Origin of the sequence: Paraclostridium sp. AKS73 (assembly GCF_025671395.1) — a bacterium.
In the GTDB taxonomy this organism is placed as follows: domain Bacteria; phylum Bacillota; class Clostridia; order Peptostreptococcales; family Peptostreptococcaceae; genus Paraclostridium; species Paraclostridium benzoelyticum.
Window position 1 is genome coordinate 1 of record NZ_JAIXHU010000011.1, and the last position, 21401, is coordinate 21401.

Here is a 21401-nt window from a genome sequence, read left to right on the forward strand (position 1 = left end):
TATAAAATTACAAATAACAAAAGTATGTATAATAAATAAAATATTACCTACTATTTGTTGAAATTAAATTGTTATAATACTTATTTTTTAGTATAATAAAATTGGCGATAAGTAAATAAGGAGGGTTATTATAAACTATGATTAATAGCAATGTAGACCACAGTCTAAAAGTTGTAGAAATGAAAAGTATAACTAAAAAGTTTGGGAATTTCACAGCTAATGATAACATAAATTTGACTGTACATAAAGGTGAGGTACATGCTTTATTAGGTGAAAATGGAGCAGGAAAGTCAACATTAATGAACATTCTTTATGGGCTATACCATCCGACTTCAGGGGAGATATTTATAAAAGGGGAAAACGTTAGAATGGAAAACCCTAATGTAGCGATATCTCATGGGATAGGTATGGTTCACCAACATTTCATGTTAGTACAGCCATTTACAGTTGCTCAGAATATAATACTAGGTACAGAACCTACAAAAGGTATGGGAGCAATAGATATGAAAAAAGCGATAGAAGATGTTAGTGATCTATCAAAAAAATATGGATTACATGTAGATCCTAATTCAAAAGTAGAAGATATAAGTGTTGGGATGCAACAAAGAGTTGAAATATTGAAAGCTTTATACAGAGGTGCAGATATACTAATATTAGATGAACCCACTGCAGTTTTAACTCCGCAAGAAATAAATGAGCTTATGAATATTATAAAGAACTTAACTAAGCAAGGAAAATCAGTAATAATAATAACTCATAAATTAAAAGAAATAAAGGCAGCAGCAGATTATTGTACTATCATAAGAAGAGGTAAAGATATAGGAACGGTAAAGGTATGTGATACAACAGAAGATGAATTGGCAGCTATGATGGTAGGTAGAGAAGTAAGCTTTAAAGTGGATAAAGAAGATTCTAAAGTAGGAGATATAATACTTGAAGTTAAAAATATAAGTGCTAAAGATAATAGAAAAGTACAAGTATTAAATGATTTATCTTTAGAGGTAAGAGCTGGAGAAATTTTAGGAATAGCAGGTGTAGATGGAAATGGTCAATCTGAACTTGTTGAAATATTAACTGGGTTGAAAAAAGCAGATTCAGGAAGTGTAAAGGTTAATGGATCTGAACTTATAAATGAAAAGCCAATTAATATATTTAAAAAAGGTATAAAAAATATACCCGAGGATAGACATAAAAGAGGACTTATATTAGATTTTACAGTTGCTGAAAATACAGTTTTACAAAGATATAAAGAAAAAAGATTCTCTAAAAATGGAGTTCTAAATAATAAAGAAATTGAAAAACATGCAAACGATATAATAAAAGAGTTTGATGTCAGACCTACTGATTTTACATTAAAGGCTAGATCTTTATCTGGAGGAAATCAACAAAAGGTCATAATTGGTAGAGAGGTTGACAACATAAGAGTAGACAGAGCTACTACAGGGCAACCTCAGGTATTAATAGCAACACAACCTACTAGAGGGCTAGATGTTGGAGCAATTGAATTTGTTCATAAAGCGATAGTTGAACAAAGAGATGCAGGCAATGCAGTTTTATTAGTATCTTTAGAACTTGATGAAGTTATGAATCTATCAGATAGAATAGCTGTAATTTATGAAGGAAAAATAGTTGGCATTGTGGATGCTAAGAATGCAGATGAAAATACTTTAGGATTTATGATGGCAGGAGGTGTAGATAATGAGTAATGATGTTAAGGCAAAAAAGAAAATTTCTTTTGCTAATAATATGATAGTATTTTCTATTATATCTATATTTTTAGGATTATTAGTAGGAGCGATAGCTTTAACTATAGCAGGATTTAATCCAATAGAAGCTTATTCAGTAATGATTGAAGGGATCATCGGTAAACCTAAGTATATAGCATGGACTATTATAAAGGCTACTCCATTAATTTTAACAGGTTTATCAATAGCCTTTGCGTTTAAAACAGGTTTATTCAATATAGGAGCAGAAGGCCAGTTTATTATAGGTGCATTAGCAGCAACTATAGTAGGATATACAGTTCATTTACCAGCAATAATACATATACCTCTTACTTTAGCTGTAGCTGCACTAGCAGGAGCCTGTTGGGGAGGATTTGCAGGATTTTTAAAATCTAAATTTGGAGTTAATGAAGTTATATCTACTATAATGTTAAACTGGATTGCGTTTTATCTAAATAATTATATGATAATGCAACCATGGCTAAGAGAAGGTAATAGTGAAGCATCTCATATGATAAATGAGAGTGCGAGTATAAGTATAGATTGGCTAACGGGACTAGTAGGTCCAGCGACAAAAGCTAACTGGGGTATAATAATAGCAATTATATTAGTCTTAATAATAGCTTTTATATTAGCTAAAACAACTTTAGGATACGAACTTAGAGGAGTTGGATACAATAAGTTCGGAGCTGAATATGGAGGAATAAACATAAATTCATCTATATTCAAATCTATGGCTATAGCAGGTATGCTTGCTGCATTAGCGGGAGCAGTTCAAGTTATGGGTGTAGCGCAAAATATAACGGTACTTGCAGCGCCAGAAGGGAATGGATTTGACGGGATAGCTGTTGCACTTATTGCTAACAGTAATCCTATAGGTGTAATTTTCTCAGGATTATTATTTGGAGCACTTAAATATGGTGGAACAAAAATGCAAACTATACAAGCTCCATCAGAAGTAATAAACATTGTTATAGGATCTATTGTTTATTTTATAGCATTAAGCAGTGTAATAAGAATGTTATTTATAAAATATAAGAATAAAAAGAAAAAAGGGGGACTTGAATAATGGAAGATTTAGCTTTAATTTTAAGTACTACTTTAATGTACTCTACGCCCCTTATATTTACAGCGTTAGGTGGAGTATTATCAGAAAATTCAGGTATAGTTAATATAGGATTAGAGGGTATGATGACTATAGGTGCTTTTGCGGGTGCAGCAGCAGGATATTTAGTAGGTAATCCGTGGATAGCGTTTTTGATAGGTGGATTAGCAGGTGGTTTATTTGCATTAATACATGCTATTGCAACTGTAAGTTTTAATGCAGATCATACTATATCAGGTGTTGCTATTAACCTACTTGCACCTGGAGTAGCACTATTCTCTTCTAAAATATTATTTGATGGAGCTACGATGACTCCGACTATAGCTATGGAAAATAAAATACCAAGACCTTTAAATGGTTTATTTGCAGAAGGTAGTATATTAAACACAGTTTTTAATACTTATGCAACAGTATTTATAGCATTTATACTTGTAGCTATAGTATGGTACGTTTTATATAAAACAAAGTTAGGGCTTAGAATAAGATCTGTTGGAGAACATCCAGGAGCTGCAGATACTTTAGGTATTAATGTAAATCGAGTTAGATATATTGCAGTAATTGCATCTGGTATATTAGCTGGTTTAGGAGGAGCATCTATGAGTTTAGCAATTGTTTCTTCATTTAGACCAACGTTAATTTCTGGGCAGGGATATATAGCTATGGCAGCTGTTATATTTGGTAAGTGGAAGCCACAAGGAGCTATGGCAGCTTGTTTATTATTTGGATTCTCAACTGCTTTATCAGTATTCTTTGGAAACCCAGAACTTCCATTTAGAATAAATGAAAATTTATTATCAATGATACCGTATGTAATAACGTTAGTCGTTTTAGTATTATTTATAAAATCTTCTAAAGCTCCGGCAGCATTAGGAAACCCATATAAAAAAGGTGAAAGATAAAAAAGATGATAGCATTGCTATCATCTTTTTTATGTCTAAAATAAATATAAAAAATTATTATTAGTCTATTAAAAATGAAAATAAGTATATAAAATATTAGTTGTATTATAAAAGTAAAATTGATATAGAAGGAACGGTGAAATGAAATTAGTACATAGTAAGCAATCTTTTGTAATTGATGGTGATTTATGTCTAGCATTGGTAGATAAAAGAATTACTTGCGATATAGAATTAGAATTAAAAAGAAGAAATATACAAATAATAAAAACTATAGAATGTAAAGAGTGTTACGATGCTATAAAATATCATCCAGATATATGCGTATGTAATTTAGGGGAAGGAAATATAGTTGTAGCACCAAATGTATATGATTTTTACTTAGAAACATTAACTCCATTAGGTTTTAATGTAATCAAAGGTAGTAGCTACATAGAAAACAAATATCCTAATAATATTCAATATAATGTAACCATAATGGGCAAATTTGCAATACATAATTTTGATTATACAGATAAAGAAATTTTAGAATATATAAATAAAAGAAATCTTGTGAAGATAAATGTAAAACAAGGATACTCTAAATGTTCAATTTGTATAGTTGATGAAAATTCAATTATAACTTCTGATAAGGGTATTTATAAATCTGTAAAGCAATATGGTATAGATTGTCTTCTTATAAGTCATGGAAATATAAAATTATTTCAATTGGATTATGGATTTATAGGTGGATGTACAGGATTTATAAGTAAAAATGACATAGCTTTTTTAGGAAATATAAAAAACATCCAGATTATGAGATTATAAAAAAATTTATAAAATCAAAAAATAAGGAAATAGTAAGTTTAAGTAAAGAACAATTATTAGATTTAGGTTCTATAATTCCTCTTATGACTAGAAAGGAGTGATGACTATGAACAACAAAGAGATTTATCTGAGCTTATTACCTAAATATAAATTAGCTGTAAATCAATTTGTAAAACAAACTAAGTTTAGAAATATTATAAATTACAATGAAGATGTTATAGAAATAAAAATAAGCGCGAAGGATAGAACTGATGAAACAGTATTAGAAATATCAAGAGAAATAACCGATATTTTAATGAAAGTAATAAAAGATGTTATATTAAAGGAATATATACAAAAATCATATGGAGATAAATATAAGCAGGAAATAGAAAAAATATATTTAAAATCATTAGAAGGATTTGAAAAAAAAGATTTGTTATTAAGAGAAATAATATTTTGTAGAATTAATGATTACATATTAAATAATGACCATATAGATGTGGATGGTTTTGTTAAATTTAGAATGAAAGAACTAATGGGATATATATCTAATATCTGTGAAGATGCACTTGAAGAACATTTAATAGAGAAAGATTATGATGAATTTATAAGTGTGTTAAGATATTTTATAAATGTACAAGAAAATAAAATTGATACACTAAAAGTATACATAAGAAAAGATAATTCGTTTATATTATATGATAAAAATGACAACATAATAGAAAATGAAAATGATGAAGAATTAATAAATATGTTTATAAAAGAAAATTTAAATTATGAAGATTTCTTGATTAGTACATTACTTTCTTTGTGTCCTAATCATATAATTATATACGATTCTTTACAAACTAACTCATCTAGAGAAATTATAGATACTATAAAAGCAATATTTGAAGAAAAGGTGGAAGAAAAAATAAATCTTAAAATTGAAAAAATGTATTGAAAAAAATCATTAAAGTATAAAATATATATTGTTTCTAATTAAAATGAGAAGGAGATTTGAGATGAACAATATATATATAATTTTGATGATGGCAATTATTGGAGGTATTATTGGATACGTAACTAACAAATTGGCTATAAAGCTTATATTTAGACCTATTAACCCTATAAAAATACCTATGACGAATTTTGAAGTAATAGGTCTTATACCGAAGAGAAGAAAAGAAATAGCTATAAAAATAGGAGAAGTTATACAAGATGAGTTTGTATCTTTAGATGATATATTAGAAAATTTAATAACAGAAGAAGATAAAGTAAAAGCTACTGAATATATAAAACTTAAAGTTAACTCTATAGTAGAGGAAAAAGCGACTCTTATACCGAGCTATATAAAATCTGTTATAAAAAATTATATAGAGGATATAATAGAAAAAGAAGTAAGTGCTTCTATTGACGAACTAGGAAGTGGAATTGTATCAAAAGCACATGAAAGAGTAAATATACAACAAATAGTAGAAGAGAAGGTTGATAGTTTAGATTTACTTGAATTAGAAAATATAATACTTAGCATAGCAAGTAATGAGTTAAAGCATATAGAATTATTGGGATTAATACTAGGTTTTGTTATAGGAATAATACAAGGTATAATAACAATATTTATATAAATTTTATGTAACAAAAAAATATTTTAAATTATATAATATTTAGAGTTGATATATATCAATTGATTTGATATAATTTGTATTAATATTAATATAGTTGCTATGAAAAGGAAGAGTAAAATAGAAACAATTTTCAGAGAGGATATATCATAGGCTGAAAGTATATCTAAAAATGACTATTTGAAAACTACCTTGGAGCAGAGTTTAGTAGCTTATAAGCGCTTATAAGTAAAAGTACTCGGTTGACAACCTTATAGTCATCAAGAGGGCAATGTTTATAACATGCCAACTTGGGTGGAACCGCGAATGTTACTCGTCCCATGATTTTCATGGGCCGAGTTTTTTTTATTTTATACAAAAAAAATAAGGAGGTAAGGTCATGATAAAAGTTACTTTAAAAGACGGATCTGTAAAGGAGTATGCTAAAGGTACTACAGTTATGGATATTGCTAAATCGATAAGTGAAGGATTAGCTAGAAGTATAGTAGCTGCATCTGTTAATGAAGAGGTTGTTGGGTTAGATTTCGAAGTTAATGAAGATTGCGAATTAAATTTATTTAAATTTGATGATGAAGAAGGAAAAGATGTGTTCAGACATACATCTGCTCACATGTTAGCTCAAGCTATAAAAAGATTATACCCTGAAGCTAAATTAGCTATAGGGCCAAGTATTGAGAATGGATTCTACTATGATATAGACTTAGAGTACAGATTAACTCCAGAGGATTTAGAAAAAATAGAAGCTGAAATGAAAAAAATAGCTAAAGAAGATTTAGCTATAGAGAGATTTGAATTAAGTAGAGAAGATGCTATAAAGTTAATGGAAGAACAAGGGGAAAGCTACAAGGTAGAACTTATATCAGAACTACCTGAGGGAGAAGTTATATCTTTATATAAGCAAGGAGATTTTACAGATTTATGTAGAGGACCACATTTACCTTCTACTAAAAAGGTTAAAGCTATAAAAATTCAAAACGTGACAGGGGCTTACTGGCGTGGAGATGAAAAAAATAAGATGCTACAAAGAATATATGGAACATCTTTTGAGAAGAACAAAGATTTAGAAGCGTATTTACATTTAGTAGAAGAAGCTAAGAAAAGAGACCATAGAAAATTAGGTAGAGAATTAGAATTATTCTTCATACCAGAAGAAGGACCAGGATTCCCATTATTCTTACCAAAAGGTATGGAACTTAAAAATGAATTATTAAAATTCTGGAGAGAATTACACAGAAAAGACGGATATGTAGAAATAGAAACTCCAATAATATTAAATCAAAAACTATGGGAAACTTCGGGACATTGGTATCACTATAAAGAAAACATGTATACTGTAGATATAGATGACATGCAATTTGCTATAAAACCAATGAACTGCCCAGGTGGTATGTTATACTACAACTTTAAGCAGCATTCATACAAAGATTTCCCTATGAGAGTGGCTGAGTTAGGAAGAGTTCATAGACATGAATTATCTGGAGCTTTAAATGGTCTTAAGAGAGTTAGAGCATTTACTCAAGATGATGCACATATATTCATGTTACCGGAACAAATAAAGGATGAAATAAAAGGTGTTGTTTCATTAATAGATAAGGTGTATTCTGCATTTGGATTTGAATATCACTTAGAATTATCAACTAGACCAGAAGATTCAATGGGAACAGACGAAGAGTGGGAAGCGGCTGAAAATGGATTAAGAGAAGCTCTAGAAGAATTAAATCTACCTTATGTAATAAATGAAGGAGATGGAGCATTCTATGGTCCTAAGATAGACTTCCACTTAAAAGACTGTTTAGGAAGAACTTGGCAATGTGGAACTATACAATTAGATATGCAATTACCACAAAGATTTGATATCAGCTATATAGGTGAAGATGGGGAAAAACATAGACCTGTTATGATCCATAGAGTTGCATTAGGGAGTATAGAAAGATTTATAGGTATATTAATAGAACACTATGCTGGTAAATTCCCAACTTGGATATCTCCAGTTCAAGCTAAAATATTACTAGTATCTGATAGATTTAAAGAGTATGCAGAAGAAGTTAGAAATGCATTATTTGATAAAGGTATAAGAGTAGAGCTTGATGATAGAGCTGAAAAAATAGGATATAAAATAAGAGAAGCTCAACTTCAAAAGGTTCCTTATATGTTAGTAGTTGGGGAAAAAGAAGTTAATGAAAAGAAAGTTTCTGTAAGATCAAGAGACAATGGAGAAATGGGTGCAATGGATGTAGAAGCATTTATTGCAAATGTATTAAAAGAAGTAGAAGAAAGAACTAACGTAATTCAAGCATAATAAATAATAAAAAAGTTAGCCTTAAAGGCTAACTTTTTTTATACACATTCTTTTCTTATTATATTTTTTAACTCTTCGTGAGTCATAGTTTCTTTGTCAAATAGATGCTGAGAAACTAAATGAAGGTCATTTAAACTTGAGTTTAGAAGATTAAGAGTTTCTTCATAACAAGAATCTATTATACTAGTAGTTTCTTCTTGGATTTGTTTTGATAAAAAGCTTTTTTGATTTTGATCTATAGTCATAGCACCAAGATTACTCATACCATAATCACAAACCATTTGAGTTGCTATATCAGTTACTTTTTTCAAGTCATCCTTAGCTCCTGTAGATTTATGACCGAATATTATTTCTTCAGCAGCTTTACCTGCAAGTAAGATTTTAATTTTTCCTAAAAGTTCATCTTTAGTATAAATATATCTATCTTCATCTGGAAGTTGAAGTACATATCCTAGTGCTTGGCCTCTAGGTATTATAGATATTTTTGTATAGGGTTTATACCTAATGTATTACTAACTAAAGCATGACCAGCTTCGTGGTAAGACACTATACGTTTTTCTTTTTCAATAAGTTTTGAATTTTTTGATTCAAGTCCAGCGATAACTCTTTCAATAGCTTTGTCAAAATGAATACTATTGATATTTTCGCTGCTTTCTCTTACTGCAAATATAGCAGCTTCATTTGCTATATTTGCTAAGTGAGCACCATTGAATCCGTGAGTTTTTTTAGCTAATAAGTTTAAGTCTACAGAGTTATCAATTGGTTTGTTTTTAGTATGAACTTTTAGTATTTCTAGTCTAGTGTGATAATTAGGTTCTCCTATATGGACATGTCTGTCAAATCTACCTGGTCTAAGTAGTGCATCGTCTAATAGATCTAATCTGTTAGTTGAACCTACAATAAGTATATTAGAATCTTTATTAAATCCATCCATCTCAACAAGAAGTTGGTTTAATGTTTGATCCTTTTCATTATTGCTTTCTAGATGTCTTTTAGCTCCTATTGCGTCAATTTCATCTATAAATATTATACTAGGGGCTTCTTTTCTAGCCTTTTCAAACAATGTTCTAACTCTTTTTGCCCCTACGCCAACATATTTTTCAACGAATTCAGATCCTGTTACATTGAAAATGATGCGTTTGTTTCACCAGCCATAGCTGATGCAAGTAATGTCTTACCTGTACCAGGAGGTCCATAGAATAAAACCCCCTTAGGAATCTTAGCACCCATTTTTTGATACTTTGTTGGGTTTTTCATGAAATCAACTATTTCAAATAGTTCTTCTTTAACCTCTTCTAATCCAGCTACATCGTTGAATGTTGTTTTAGGCTTAGTTGAATCAGAGTTATCATTAGAAGTTTCTTTTTCCATTTTTGTCTGATTAAACGCAGGCGCAGGGTTGTTGATTTTTAAAAAATTATTTAACATTTTCATAGTCAAACACCTCAGTTATAAAAATTGTTGTTGTTACATATATTTGCCGATTTTCAAATTAATATTATTAAATTTTTATATTTTTGAAATTAAAAATATTTAATTCATTAAAAGTATGTCCATAAATCAAATAAATTAATTATAAAAAATAAAAAAATAATTGACACTTATTTAAACTGATGGTATAGTATATAGAGTAATAAAAAACAAGAAGAAGTCCGCTTCTCACCTTACAACAATAAAGTTAGTAAGGTAAATATAAGTTAAGATTTAAGTGTTTTATTAATTGTAGTAACTTATATGGCGGATGATGATATCATTCGCCTTTTTTAATATAAAATTGGAGGTGTCCTACTATTAGTAAGGAATTAGCAATCAATGATCAGATAAGAGATAAGGAAATAAGAGTTCTTTCAGAAACTGGTGAACAACTTGGAATAATGTCTTCTAGAGATGCACAATTAATGGCAAACGAGAAGAATTTAGATTTAGTAAAAATATCACCTAATGCGAACCCACCAGTATGCAAGTTAATGGATTATGGTAAATATAAATATGAGCAATCTAGAAAAGAAAAAGAATCTAAGAAAAAGCAAAAGGTTGTAATTGTAAAAGAAGTTAGATTAAGACCAGGTATAGAGGAAAATGACCTAAATACAAAAGCTAACCAAGCTATGAAATTCCTTAAAAAAGGAGACAAAGTTAAGGTTGAACTTAGATTTAGAGGTAGAGAACTAGGGCATAAGGATTTAGGAAAAAAAGTAATGCTTAAGTTTATAGACCTAGTAAAAGAGTTTGGAGAACCAACAAAAGCCCCTGCATTTGAGGGTAATAATATGGTTGTAATGATAGATCCAAAAAAATAGATATACATTTGAGAGGAGGATATTAATATGCCTAAAATGAAAACTCATAGAGGAGCAGCTAAGAGATTCAAAAAGACTGCTAGTGGAAAATTAAAGAGAGGTAAAGCTTTCAGAAGACATATACTAACTAAGAAAGATGCTAAGACTAAAATGCAATTAAGAAAGTCTGGAGTAGTTAGTGAAGGTGATGCTAGAAGAATAGCACAATTATTACCATACTTATAAGATCGAATACAAATAGATAAAAATTATTTAGAACAGAGAAACGAAGGAGGTTACGACGATGGCAAGAGTTAAAAAAGCTATGAACGCTCGTAAGAAGCATAAGAAAGTATTAAAACTTGCAAAAGGTTACAGAGGATCAAGAAGTAAATTATACAGACCAGCTAACGAGTTTGTAATGAAAGCATTAAAGCATGCTTATGTTGGTAGAAAATTAAAGAAGAGAGATTTCAGAAAACTTTGGATACAAAGAATAAATGCAGCTACTAGAGCTAACGGAATGTCTTATTCAAGATTTATGAACGGATTAAAATTAGCAGGTGTTGAAGTTAACAGAAAAATGTTATCTGAAATGGCTATAAATGATCCTCAAGGATTTGCTAAATTAGTAGAAGTTGCTAAATCAAAATTAGCTTAATTATACAAAACTCTGGGTTAAGACTCAGAGTTTTTTTATGTATTTAAATATAATATTGAATGTGAAACTGCTGACGATTAATAAAATTTGCGCATAAAAAAGGTGAAATTTTTATCAAATGAAAAAATTACATATGTTAAATTTGTGTAAATATATAATAAATATTTTTAAAATTACAAATTTCCATTTAGGTATAGATATATTTAAAAACTAAGTATATAATGTATTTTATTATTGTTATAAGCGCAATAATATAATTAAACACAAGAAAGGTTTAATTTATAATACATACAGGAGGAGATAAAGTAGGTGAAAGAGTTTATTTTAAAGATTAAAAAGCCGATTAATAAATTAAATCCACCTCAAATAATGGTAATTGGTTTTGCTACTGTTATATTAATAGGAGCGATACTACTTACACTTCCTATTGCTACAAACACAGGAGAATCTACTCCGTTTGTAGACGCTTTATTTACGTCTACATCTGCGGTATGTGTAACTGGTTTAGTAGTAGTAGATACAGCTACACATTGGAACTTATTTGGACAAATTGTAATAATTGTATTGATTCAAGTCGGTGGTTTAGGATTTATGACAATAACAACTTTATTTGCATTGATAACGAAAAAAAGGATAAATTTAAAGGAAAGACTTCTTATACAAGAGGCACTGAATCAAATTGACTTATCTGGATTAGTTAAACTAACTAGATATGTATTATTGATGACGTTTGTAATAGAGGGATTTGGAGCGTTAATATTATCAACTGTATTTATACCTGAATTTGGATTAATTAAAGGAATATGGTTTAGTATTTTTCATGCTATTTCAGCATTCTGTAATGCGGGATTCGACCTTATGGGTAATATAAGTGGGCCATTTACTTCAATTACAAAATATGTAAATAATATAACTATAACTCTTACAATTTCAGCACTTATAGTTCTTGGAGGTATAGGATTCCCTGTAATTTTAGATGTAGTAAAGAAGAAAAAACTATCTAGGCTAAATATACATTCAAAAGTAGTATTAATAACTACGGGAACATTAATAATTACTGGGATGGTATTTATATTATTTATAGAATATTCAAACCCCAAAACACTAGGAGATCTTTCATTAAAGGGTAAATTATTAGGATCATTATTTCAATCAATTACACCTAGAACTGCTGGATTTAATACTATAGACTTGGCATCTATGCACCAAGGAAGTTTATTTATAATGATAATTTTAATGTTCATAGGAGCATCACCTTGTTCTACCGGTGGAGGTATTAAAACCGCAACTATTGCAACTATTATACTTTCTGTAAAAAGTTTTATATTTGAAAGAGAAGATATAGAAGTATTTGAAAGAAGAGTAGGTGTTAATGCAGTAAGGAAGGCATTAGGGATATTTTTTATCGGATTATCAGTAGTTGTAATAGGTATTTTAATAATAAATTTAACTCAAGATTCATTTGATTTAATTGAATCTGGATTCGAGGTTGTATCTGCATTTGCAACAGTAGGCTCAAGTATAGGTGGAACACCTAATTTAAATATATTTGGTAAAATAATAATAATGATTTATATGTTTATGGGAAGAGTAGGATTTTTAACTATATTTATAGCTTTAGTATCTAAAAATTCTGCTAAGAAACAAGTTATAAGATTTCCAGAAGGTAAAATTATAGTAGGATAGAAAGTTAGGAGAGAGCAGGTATGAAACAATATATAGTTATAGGTTGTGGAAGATTTGGATCATCAGTGGCAACTACAATGCATTTACTAGGACATCAAGTAATGGCAATAGATAAAAATGATGATTCAGTACAGGCTATATCTGAGAAGGTTACACATGCAGCTATTGTAGATGTTACTGATGAACAAGCGCTTAGAGCTTTAGGCATGGGAAATTTTGATGTAGCAATAATTGCTATAGGTTCTGACATAAGAGCGTCTATAATGGCTACATTAATAGCTAAAGAAATGGGTGTAGAGCAAATTGTATGCAAGGCGAAAGATGAGCTCCAAGCTAAAGTTTTATATAAAATAGGTGCTGACAGAGTTGTATTCCCCGAAAGAGATATGGGAGTTAGAGTGGCACATAATTTAGTTTCAAATAATATATTAGACCATATAGAGTTAGATCCAGACTATTCTATAGTTGAAATTGTTACGCCTAAAGAATGGGAAGGTAAGACATTAATAGAATTAGATTTAAGAGCTAAATATGAAATAACAGTATTAGCTATAAAGTGTGATAAAACTATAAATGTTACACCATCTCCAGAAGAAAAAATAAATGCAGGAAGTATATTAGTTGTTATAGGTCAAAATAGCAAAATAAGTACAATAACAGCAGATAATGACTTTTCATTTAGGAGAAAATAAAAAATGATAGTATCGATAAGTAGTAAGGATAATGAAAAAGTTAAATTAACTAAATCTCTTTTAAAAAGTAAAAATAGGTTAAAAGAGTCTAAATTTTTAATAGAAGGATTTAGAATTTTAACTCAAGCTATAGATTGTAATGCGGATTTACAATATGTATTTATAAATGAAAATTTTGAAACAAAAGAGGAACATGTTGAATTCTTAAAAGTTTTAGAAAGTAAAAATATAAAAGTATATAAAACTACAAATAAGATATTTAATGAGTTTATAGATACAGAAAGCACTCAAGGTATAGTTGGAGTTGTTGGTATACAAAAAAATAATATTCAAGATATTTTAGATGACAATTGCAGATTTGTATTGATTTTAGATAGAATACAAGACCCAGGTAATATGGGTACTATAATAAGAACAGCAGATGCAGCAGGTGTAGATGCTATAATAAACTTAAAAGGTTGTGTAGATATATATAATAGCAAAGTTACGAGATCTACAATGGGATCAATATTTGATATGAAAATAATAAATATGACTCAAGATGAAGTATTAAAAGAATTAAAAGATAGGAAATTTGATATTGTATCAAGTTATTTAAATACAAATAACTTTTATGATGGAGTAGAATATAACTATAAAACAGCTCTTGTTATTGGGAATGAAGCTAATGGTGTTAATGATGAACTTATAGAAAAATCAGACACACTAGTTAAAATACCTATATACGGCAAAGCTGAATCTTTAAATGCAGCGATAAGCTCAGCTATACTTATGTATGAAATCAAAAAATATATGATATAATAGAGTTGTATTGAAAATTCACACTATATATGATATAATTTACAATCAAAGTTTAATATTTAAAATACTATGAAAGAGAAAAGTATTTTAATAGTCATTAGTGCAGAGATAAGTACCTAGGCTGAAAGTACTTTCTAAGTTATTAAAAGAAGTTCCCTCTGGAGTATCATAGCTGAAGTTTAAGTAGGTTATGACGTTTAAAACACGTTACGTTTTTCGAGTGGTTTGAATTATTTTTAATAAATCAAGCTACTAGGGTGGTACCGCGAAACAAAAGCCTTTCGTCCCTAGATAGGGATGAAGGGCTTTTTTTGATGTATAAAAATTAAAGTGAAAGGGTGAATATAGTGCAAGAAAAACTACTTAATTTACAACAAGAAGCATTAAGTGAAATAAAAGACATGCAAGATATAGAGCAAGTAGAGTCTTTAAGAGTTAAGTACTTAGGAAAAAAGGTGAAATAACATCTATATTAAAAGAAATGGGTAAATTATCAGCTGAAGAAAGACCTGTAATAGGAAAGGTTGCTAACGAAGTTAGAGAAGCTATAGATACCTCTATAAGTACTAAAAAAGATGAGTTAAAAAATATTGAAAAGCAAAGAAAATTAGCTGAAGAAGTTTTAGATGTAACTATGCCAGCTAAAGAATTTAAAGTAGGGAAAAAACATCCTATATCTCAAATTATAGATGAAGTAAGTGAAATATTTATAGGTATGGGATTCTCTATAGCAGAAGGACCAGAAGTTGAAACAGTTGGAAATAACTTTGATGCATTAAATGCACCAAAAGATCACCCATCTAGAGATATGAGTGATACATTTTATATAAATGATGAGTTATTACTTAGAACTCAAACATCTCCAGTTCAAGTTAGAACAATGAAAAATGAAGAGTTACCAATAAAAATAATATCTCCAGGTAGATGTTTTAGATTTGATGCTCCAGATGCAACACACTCACCGATGTTCCATCAAATAGAAGGTCTTGTAGTTGGAAAAGACGTTACTATGGCTCAATTAAAAGGAACATTAGATATGTTTGTTAAGAAGTTATTTGGAGAACACACTAAAACTAAATTCAGACCACATAACTTCCCATTCACAGAGCCAAGTGCAGAAGTAGATGTTACTTGCTTTAAGTGTCAAGGTGCAGGATGCCAGATGTGTAAAGGTGAAGGTTGGATAGAAATATTAGGAGCTGGTATGGTACATCCAAATGTATTAAGAAACTGTGGAATAGACCCTGAAGTTTATAGTGGATTTGCTTTTGGTATGGGACTTGATAGAATAACAATGCTTAAGTATGAAATAGATGACATAAGATTATTATTTGAAAATGATATGAGATTTTTAAATCAATTTTAATTAGGAGGATTTGATATGTTAGTACCTTTAAAATGGCTTAGAGACTACGTTGATATAGATAGAGAAACTCAAGAATTCGCTGATATGATGACTATGACTGGTTCAAAGGTTGAAAAAGTAGAGTTCTTCGGAAAAGAAACTAATGGAGTTGAAGTATGTAAAATACTTGAAATAGAACAACATCCAGATGCAGATAGATTAAAGGTTACAAAAGTTGAAGTGGCTGATGGTCAAATACTTCAAATAGTAACTAATGCTACAAATATAAATGTTGGAGATTATGTTCCAGTTGCAAGAATAGGAGCTGTTCTACCAGGTGATTTTAAAATAAAAAAGGTAAATTAAGAGGGGTTCTTTCAGAGGGAATGTTCTGTGGAGCAGAAGAATTAACTATACCTTCTCAATATGTAGAAGAACATAAAAAAGATGGAATATATATACTAGATCATCAAGATTCATTTGAACTAGGTATGGATGTAAGAGAAGCATTAGGAATAAACGATGCTTTAATAGAATTTGAAATAACATCAAATAGACCTGACTGTAGATCAATAATAGGAATAGCTAGAGAAGCTGCAGTAACTTTAGGGAAAGAATTAAAATACCCACAAATAACTGTAAATGGATCTAACGAAGAGATGAAGTTTGAAATAGATGTTCAGACAGAACTATGTAAAAGATACTGTGGTAAGGTTATTAAAGATGTTAAAGTAGGGCCTTCTCCATATTGGATGCAAAGAAGACTTATAGAGGCAGGTATGAGACCTATAAACAATATAGTAGATATAACTAATTATGTTATGTTAGAACTTGGTCAACCACTTCATGCATTTGACTTAGAAGATATAAAATATAATAAGATGATAGTAAAACTTGCACAAGAAGGTGAGAAATTTACTACATTAGATGGTGTCCAAAGAACATTAACATCAGATATGTTAGTTATAGGAAACCAAGATAAGACTTTAGATTTAGCTGGTATCATGGGAGGAGAAAACTCTGAAGTAAAAGATAACACTACATCTATATTCCTTGAAGGAGCAAGTTTTGCAAAGGAAAATATAAGAGCAACATCTAAAAAATTAGGATTAAGAACAGAAGCTTCATCAAGATTTGAAAAAGGAATAGATGTAAATCTAACAGAAGCTGCTGTAAATAGAGCTTGTCAATTAATAGAAGAATTAGGTTGCGGTACAGTTCTTAATGGTATGCTTGATTATTACCCTAAAAAGGAAGAAGTACAAAAAATAACTGCTAACCCAGAAAGAATAAATAAACTATTAGGTGTTAATGTACCTATGGATCAATTTATAAATATACTTGAAAGATTAGAGTTTAAGTGTAATTTAATTTCATCTGATAAGTTAGAATTAGAAGTACCAAGTTTTAGATTAGATATATGTGAAGATGCTGATATATTAGAAGAGGTTGCAAGAATTTATGGATATGAAAATATACCATCTGCAACTTTAGAAGGTAATGCTACAGCAGGAGTAAAAACAAATAAACAAAAATTTATGGATAATGTAAAATCTAATTCTATAGCTGTTGGATTAAATGAAATTTTAACATATTCATTTGTAAGTCCAAGAGGAGTAGATAAGCTAAACTTAGCTGAAGATGATGAGAGAAGAGAATTTGTTAAAATTATAAATCCTTTAGGTGAAGAAACTTCTGTTATGAGAACTACTTTAATACCTAATATGTTAGATGTAATATCAACAAACTTATCTCATAAAGTTGAAGAAGTTTATGCTTTTGAATGTGGAAATACATTTAGACCACAAGAAGGATTACCTGTAGAAACTAAGAAATTATCTATAGGAATGTACGGAAAAGAAGTAGATTTCTTCTCTATAAAAGGTGCAGTAGAAACTATATTAAACAATGTTGGATTTGATGGATACGAAGTTGAACCAGAAACTAAAAATTTAACATTCCACCCTGGAAGATGTGCTAAATTAGTGTATAATAATATATGTATAGGGACATTCGGAGAGCTACATCCAGATGTACTAGAAAACTATGATTTAAATCAAAGAGTATATGTTGCAGAGATAGATATTGACTTAGTATTTGAGAACTTAAATAATTCTAAAGTTTATAATCCATTACCTAAATATCCAGCAACTACTAGAGATATAGCTTTATTAGTTAAGGATGAAGTGTTTGTAAAACAAATAGAAGATATAATAAAAGCTAATGGATCAGATATATTAGAAAGCTATCAATTATTTGATGTTTACAAGGGAGCTCAAATAGAAGAAGGGCACAAATCTATAGCATACTCAATAACTTACAGAAGTAAAGATAAAACTTTAACTGATGAAGACGTAGCAAAAGTTCATGATAAGATAGTAAGTGAGCTAAGTGAAAAACTAAATGCGAATTTAAGATCAAATTAATTAAGAAACAAATGTAGGGGGGGTTAGGATGAACAAAGTTACAGTAAAGATACATGGATCGGAATATCCTATGGTATCTGAAAAATCTAAAGATTATATGATAAAAATAGCTCATTATGTGGATGAGGAAATGAGCAGAATAGCAGAAGCTAATTCAATGCTTAGTACATCTCAAGTGGCTATATTATCAGCATTAACTATTACTGATTTGCTATTTGAATGTTCAGAAGAAAATGATAAGCTAACTAAAGAGAATAAAGAATTAGTTAAAAAAGCAGAAAAACCTAACCAAGAAGTTCAACTAGAGATGAAAAAATAAAGTTAGAACTTGATAATAAAGTTGAAGAGCTTGGTAAAAAACAAGATGAAATAGATTCTCTAAAGACAGAACTAAAAAATAAAGCCAATGACTTAGAGGAAATGAATCCTCTTAAAGAAGAGATCGAGGAACTTAAAAAGAATTTAGATGAAGCTAATGAGAAAACTGAGATAGCTGAAAAGCTAGCTTCAGATTTTCAAAACAAATTATATGATTTACAGTTGAAGAACATAGAGTTAGAACAAGAGCTAAATTATATAAAAGCATCTGGAAAACTTTTAAAATAATAGAATACTTTTAGAAACCTTCAGGAAAAATAACCTGAAGGTTTTAGTTTTTAATGACAATAAGGAGGTAGTTATGAATACAGAATTACTAGCACCTGTAGGTAGTTTTGATGCGTTAAAAGCAGCTGTGCAAAATGGAGCAAATGCAGTTTATTTAGGTGGAAAAGAATTTAGTGCTAGAGCCTCAGCGAATAACTTTGATAGAGAAGAATTAAAAGAAGCTGTAAAGTATGCGCATATAAGAAATGTAAAAGTATTTGTAACGGCAAATACACTTATAAAACAATATGAAATAGATGATTTTCTTAATTATATAAAATATTTATATGATATAGATGTTGATGCAGTTATACTTCAAGATATAGGAATGGCTAAACTAATAAAAAGTTTATTACCAGACTTTGAATTGCATGCAAGTACACAAATGGTTGCTCATTCACTAGAAGATACATTATACTTACAAAACATTGGATTTGATAGAGTTGTATTAGCTAGAGAACTTAATATAGATGAAATTGAACATATATGTAAAAATACTGATGTTGATATTGAGATATTTGTACACGGAGCATTATGTGTATGCTATTCAGGGCAGTGTTTAATGAGCAGTATGATAGGAAATAGATCTGGAAACAGAGGTAGATGCGCGCAACCATGTAGACAAAAGTATGAATTAATAGATATAAATTCAGGTAAAGTGATAGATACAGAAGGCGATTATTTATTAAGCCCTAGGGATTTAAATACAATAGAGGAAATAGATAGAGTCATAGAAGCTGGAGTACACTCTTTAAAGATTGAAGGAAGAATGAAACGTCCAGAATACGTAGCAACTGTAATAAGTAGTTATAGAAAACTATAGATACATATATAGAAAAAAATAAAGTAAATGTATCAAATGAAACTATGAATAATTTATATACTATATTTAATAGAAAGTTCACAAAAGGATATTTATTAGGAGAAGTTGGAGAAGATGTTATGAACTCAAATCGACCTAATAATGTAGGGCTTTATATTGGAAAAGTAATTGATTACAACAGAAAAGCTAAGCGCTTAAAAATTAAGCTAGAGAATACACTTAAAAAAGGTGATGGAATTAACTTAGGTGGAGGAACTATAGGAAGAATTATTAAGCAAAACAATATAATAAGCGATATAGGAGAAACTGGAGAACTTATAGAATTAGATTTTATAGGAGAAGCTAAAAAAGGACAAATAGTATATAAAACATCAGATAGTGATTTATTAAACACTATTAAGAAGTCATTTGAAGAAGATGTTGAAACTATAAAAATTCCTATAGATGCTACTATTGAATTGAAACTTGGACAGCCTCCAAAGCTTAGCTTAAAAGATGGATATAAAAATGAAATAACTGTTACAAATGAAAAGCTTGTAGAGAAAGCCATGAAGGTTGCATTGAGTGAGGAAAAGATAGTTTCTCAAATAAAAAAACTAGGAAATACAACATATGTGCTGAGAAATATAGATGTTGATATAGATGAAGACATAAGTTTACCGATAAGTGTATTAAATCAACTGAGAAGAGATGCTATAGATAAATTAAGTAATGAAAGAGTAATTATAAAAAGTAGAAACTTCAAAGATAAGTGCATTAAATTTTCACCAAAAGTTATAAAAGAGGATAAAGATATAAAATTAAGAGTTAAAGTTAAAAATATAGAACAATTAAAAACTGTAGTATTACATGATATAGATGCCGTATACTATGAAGATATAAATACATTAGAAGAAGCTAAAACTATTTGCAATAGAAATATAAAGCTTATATATTCTCCTCCTAGAATACTTAGAAATAAAGATTATAGTATTTTAAATAAATTTGATAAAAACTCTATACAAGCTGGTAATTTAGGTTGCATAAACTTATATAAGGGAAAAGAGATATATATAGATAGCTACTTAAATTCTTTTAATAGTGAAACTATAAATCACTATAAATCAGAAGGAGCAAATACGATTTGTTTATCTCAAGAATTAAATTTAACTGAAATAAAAGATATGTTAAAATATACTAATAGCGAGATAGAAAGTATAGTTTATGGATATACACCTCTTATGATTAGTGAATACTGTCCAATGGGAGTTTTAGTTCGAAATTGTAAAAAGGATAAAAGAAGTTCTGTTTGCAACAAAAGTTTATATGCTCTAAAAGATGATAAAGATAATATGTATAGATTATCTCAGGATATTTTCTGTAGAACTAGCATATACAATTCTAAGCCACTGTGTGTACTAGAAGATTTAAGTGAATTAAATAAATCAGGTATAAATGTATTTAGAATAGATTTAACATTTGAATCAAATGAAGAAATAAATTCTATAATTAAAGCTTTTGTAGAGTGCATAGAAAATGATTTTAAGATGGGTATGAAATGTAAAAAGTTATATAAAGAGCTTGAAGATACTGGATTAACCTCCGGTCATTACTATAAAGGTGTTGAATAATAAAAAAGGATAATAT

The 21401-nt window shown here is 29.3% G+C and carries 14 protein-coding genes, 5 pseudogenes and 2 other annotated features; of the genes and pseudogenes, 18 read left to right on the forward strand and 1 reads right to left on the reverse strand.

The genetic code is table 11. The features are described from left to right. The first annotated feature begins 137 nt into the window (after positions 1 to 137). The 7 genes and pseudogenes from LEQ07_RS08080 to thrS all read left to right on the forward strand — a co-directional run bounded on the left by LEQ07_RS08080 (position 138) and on the right by thrS (position 8417). Positions 138 to 1706, forward strand: coding sequence for an ABC transporter ATP-binding protein (locus LEQ07_RS08080; protein WP_263330215.1), 1569 nt, complete (start codon positions 138 to 140; stop codon positions 1704 to 1706). After that, positions 1699 to 2793: an ABC transporter permease gene (locus tag LEQ07_RS08085; RefSeq protein WP_263330216.1), complete on the forward strand. Its 1095-nt coding sequence runs from the start codon at positions 1699 to 1701 to the stop codon at positions 2791 to 2793. Before LEQ07_RS08080 ends, LEQ07_RS08085 begins: the two co-directional genes overlap by 8 nt. Next, positions 2793 to 3728 (forward strand): ABC transporter permease, encoded by a 936-nt coding sequence (locus tag LEQ07_RS08090; RefSeq protein WP_046822444.1) that lies wholly within the window; start codon positions 2793 to 2795, stop codon positions 3726 to 3728. The genes LEQ07_RS08085 and LEQ07_RS08090 overlap by 1 nt, the downstream gene beginning before the upstream one ends. Before the next feature lie 141 nt (positions 3729 to 3869). Next, positions 3870 to 4633: pseudogene (locus LEQ07_RS08095) on the forward strand (DUF6873 family GME fold protein). Positions 4634 to 4638: 5 nt separating this feature from the next. Then, positions 4639 to 5457 carry a putative sporulation protein YtxC gene (locus LEQ07_RS08100; protein ID WP_263330218.1) on the forward strand — a complete coding sequence of 273 codons (819 nt, stop codon included), beginning with the start codon at positions 4639 to 4641 and terminating at the stop codon, positions 5455 to 5457. 61 nt (positions 5458 to 5518) lie between these two features. After that, the gene (locus LEQ07_RS08105) at positions 5519 to 6121 is read left to right on the forward strand and encodes a DUF445 domain-containing protein (RefSeq protein WP_263330219.1); all 603 of its coding nucleotides are present in this window, start codon (positions 5519 to 5521) and stop codon (positions 6119 to 6121) included. Between the two features lie 90 nt (positions 6122 to 6211). Further along, positions 6212 to 6442 (forward strand) — a binding site (T-box leader). A 55-nt stretch (positions 6443 to 6497) separates the two neighbouring features. Next, a complete protein-coding gene (thrS, locus tag LEQ07_RS08110; protein WP_046824090.1) occupies positions 6498 to 8417 on the forward strand; it encodes a threonine--tRNA ligase in 1920 nt (639 codons plus the stop codon). A gap of 38 nt (positions 8418 to 8455) precedes the next feature. On the opposite strand, the pseudogene LEQ07_RS22455 reads toward thrS, so the two are convergent. Continuing rightward, positions 8456 to 9851, reverse strand: a pseudogene (locus LEQ07_RS22455) (ATP-dependent metallopeptidase FtsH/Yme1/Tma family protein). A 401-nt stretch (positions 9852 to 10252) separates the two neighbouring features. Between LEQ07_RS22455 and infC the strand changes: the two are divergent. From infC to LEQ07_RS08180, 11 genes and pseudogenes are all read left to right on the forward strand, one after another. Next, a complete protein-coding gene (infC, locus tag LEQ07_RS08130) occupies positions 10253 to 10717 on the forward strand; it encodes a translation initiation factor IF-3 (protein ID WP_442952408.1) in 465 nt (154 codons plus the stop codon). A 27-nt stretch (positions 10718 to 10744) separates the two neighbouring features. Next, on the forward strand, positions 10745 to 10942 hold the full coding sequence (gene rpmI / locus LEQ07_RS08135; RefSeq protein WP_021428430.1) for a 50S ribosomal protein L35: 198 nt from the start codon (positions 10745 to 10747) through the stop codon (positions 10940 to 10942). A gap of 58 nt (positions 10943 to 11000) precedes the next feature. Further along, positions 11001 to 11357, forward strand: coding sequence for a 50S ribosomal protein L20 (gene rplT, locus LEQ07_RS08140; protein ID WP_021428465.1), 357 nt, complete (start codon positions 11001 to 11003; stop codon positions 11355 to 11357). Positions 11358 to 11666: 309 nt separating this feature from the next. Continuing rightward, positions 11667 to 13043, forward strand: coding sequence for a TrkH family potassium uptake protein (locus tag LEQ07_RS08145; RefSeq protein ID WP_046823031.1), 1377 nt, complete (start codon positions 11667 to 11669; stop codon positions 13041 to 13043). 20 nt (positions 13044 to 13063) lie between these two features. Next, positions 13064 to 13735, forward strand: coding sequence for a potassium channel family protein (locus LEQ07_RS08150; protein ID WP_046823032.1), 672 nt, complete (start codon positions 13064 to 13066; stop codon positions 13733 to 13735). Between the two features lie 3 nt (positions 13736 to 13738). After that, positions 13739 to 14536, forward strand: a complete 798-nt coding sequence (locus LEQ07_RS08155; RefSeq protein WP_046823033.1) for a TrmH family RNA methyltransferase — start codon at positions 13739 to 13741, stop codon at positions 14534 to 14536. Positions 14537 to 14596: 60 nt separating this feature from the next. Then, positions 14597 to 14828 (forward strand) — a binding site (T-box leader). 55 nt (positions 14829 to 14883) lie between these two features. Then, a pseudogene (gene pheS, locus LEQ07_RS08160) lies at positions 14884 to 15902 on the forward strand (phenylalanine--tRNA ligase subunit alpha). A 15-nt stretch (positions 15903 to 15917) separates the two neighbouring features. After that, positions 15918 to 18307 (forward strand): annotated as a pseudogene (gene pheT / locus LEQ07_RS08165) (phenylalanine--tRNA ligase subunit beta). Between the two features lie 28 nt (positions 18308 to 18335). Continuing rightward, the gene (locus LEQ07_RS08170; protein WP_263330221.1) at positions 18336 to 18626 is read left to right on the forward strand and encodes a cell division protein ZapA; all 291 of its coding nucleotides are present in this window, start codon (positions 18336 to 18338) and stop codon (positions 18624 to 18626) included. Between the two features lie 101 nt (positions 18627 to 18727). Beyond that, positions 18728 to 18913: a hypothetical protein gene (locus tag LEQ07_RS08175; RefSeq protein WP_263330222.1), complete on the forward strand. Its 186-nt coding sequence runs from the start codon at positions 18728 to 18730 to the stop codon at positions 18911 to 18913. Between the two features lie 73 nt (positions 18914 to 18986). Then, a pseudogene (locus tag LEQ07_RS08180) lies at positions 18987 to 21385 on the forward strand (DUF3656 domain-containing U32 family peptidase). Positions 21386 to 21401: the final 16 nt, after the last annotated feature.

Excerpts from the sequence above, each read along its gene's own strand:
- LEQ07_RS08080 (WP_263330215.1), top strand. The coding sequence starts at position 138 with ATGATTAATAGCAATGTAGACCACAGTCTAAAAGTTGTAGAAATGAAA.
- LEQ07_RS08085 (WP_263330216.1), top strand. The coding sequence starts at position 1,699 with ATGAGTAATGATGTTAAGGCAAAAAAGAAAATTTCTTTTGCTAATAAT.
- LEQ07_RS08090 (WP_046822444.1), top strand. The coding sequence starts at position 2,793 with ATGGAAGATTTAGCTTTAATTTTAAGTACTACTTTAATGTACTCTACG.
- LEQ07_RS08100 (WP_263330218.1), top strand. The coding sequence starts at position 4,639 with ATGAACAACAAAGAGATTTATCTGAGCTTATTACCTAAATATAAATTA.
- LEQ07_RS08105 (WP_263330219.1), top strand. The coding sequence starts at position 5,519 with ATGAACAATATATATATAATTTTGATGATGGCAATTATTGGAGGTATT.
- thrS (WP_046824090.1), top strand. The coding sequence starts at position 6,498 with ATGATAAAAGTTACTTTAAAAGACGGATCTGTAAAGGAGTATGCTAAA.
- rpmI (WP_021428430.1), top strand. The coding sequence starts at position 10,745 with ATGCCTAAAATGAAAACTCATAGAGGAGCAGCTAAGAGATTCAAAAAG.
- rplT (WP_021428465.1), top strand. The coding sequence starts at position 11,001 with ATGGCAAGAGTTAAAAAAGCTATGAACGCTCGTAAGAAGCATAAGAAA.
- LEQ07_RS08150 (WP_046823032.1), top strand. The coding sequence starts at position 13,064 with ATGAAACAATATATAGTTATAGGTTGTGGAAGATTTGGATCATCAGTG.
- LEQ07_RS08155 (WP_046823033.1), top strand. The coding sequence starts at position 13,739 with ATGATAGTATCGATAAGTAGTAAGGATAATGAAAAAGTTAAATTAACT.
- LEQ07_RS08170 (WP_263330221.1), top strand. The coding sequence starts at position 18,336 with ATGAACAAAGTTACAGTAAAGATACATGGATCGGAATATCCTATGGTA.
- LEQ07_RS08175 (WP_263330222.1), top strand. The coding sequence starts at position 18,728 with ATGAATCCTCTTAAAGAAGAGATCGAGGAACTTAAAAAGAATTTAGAT.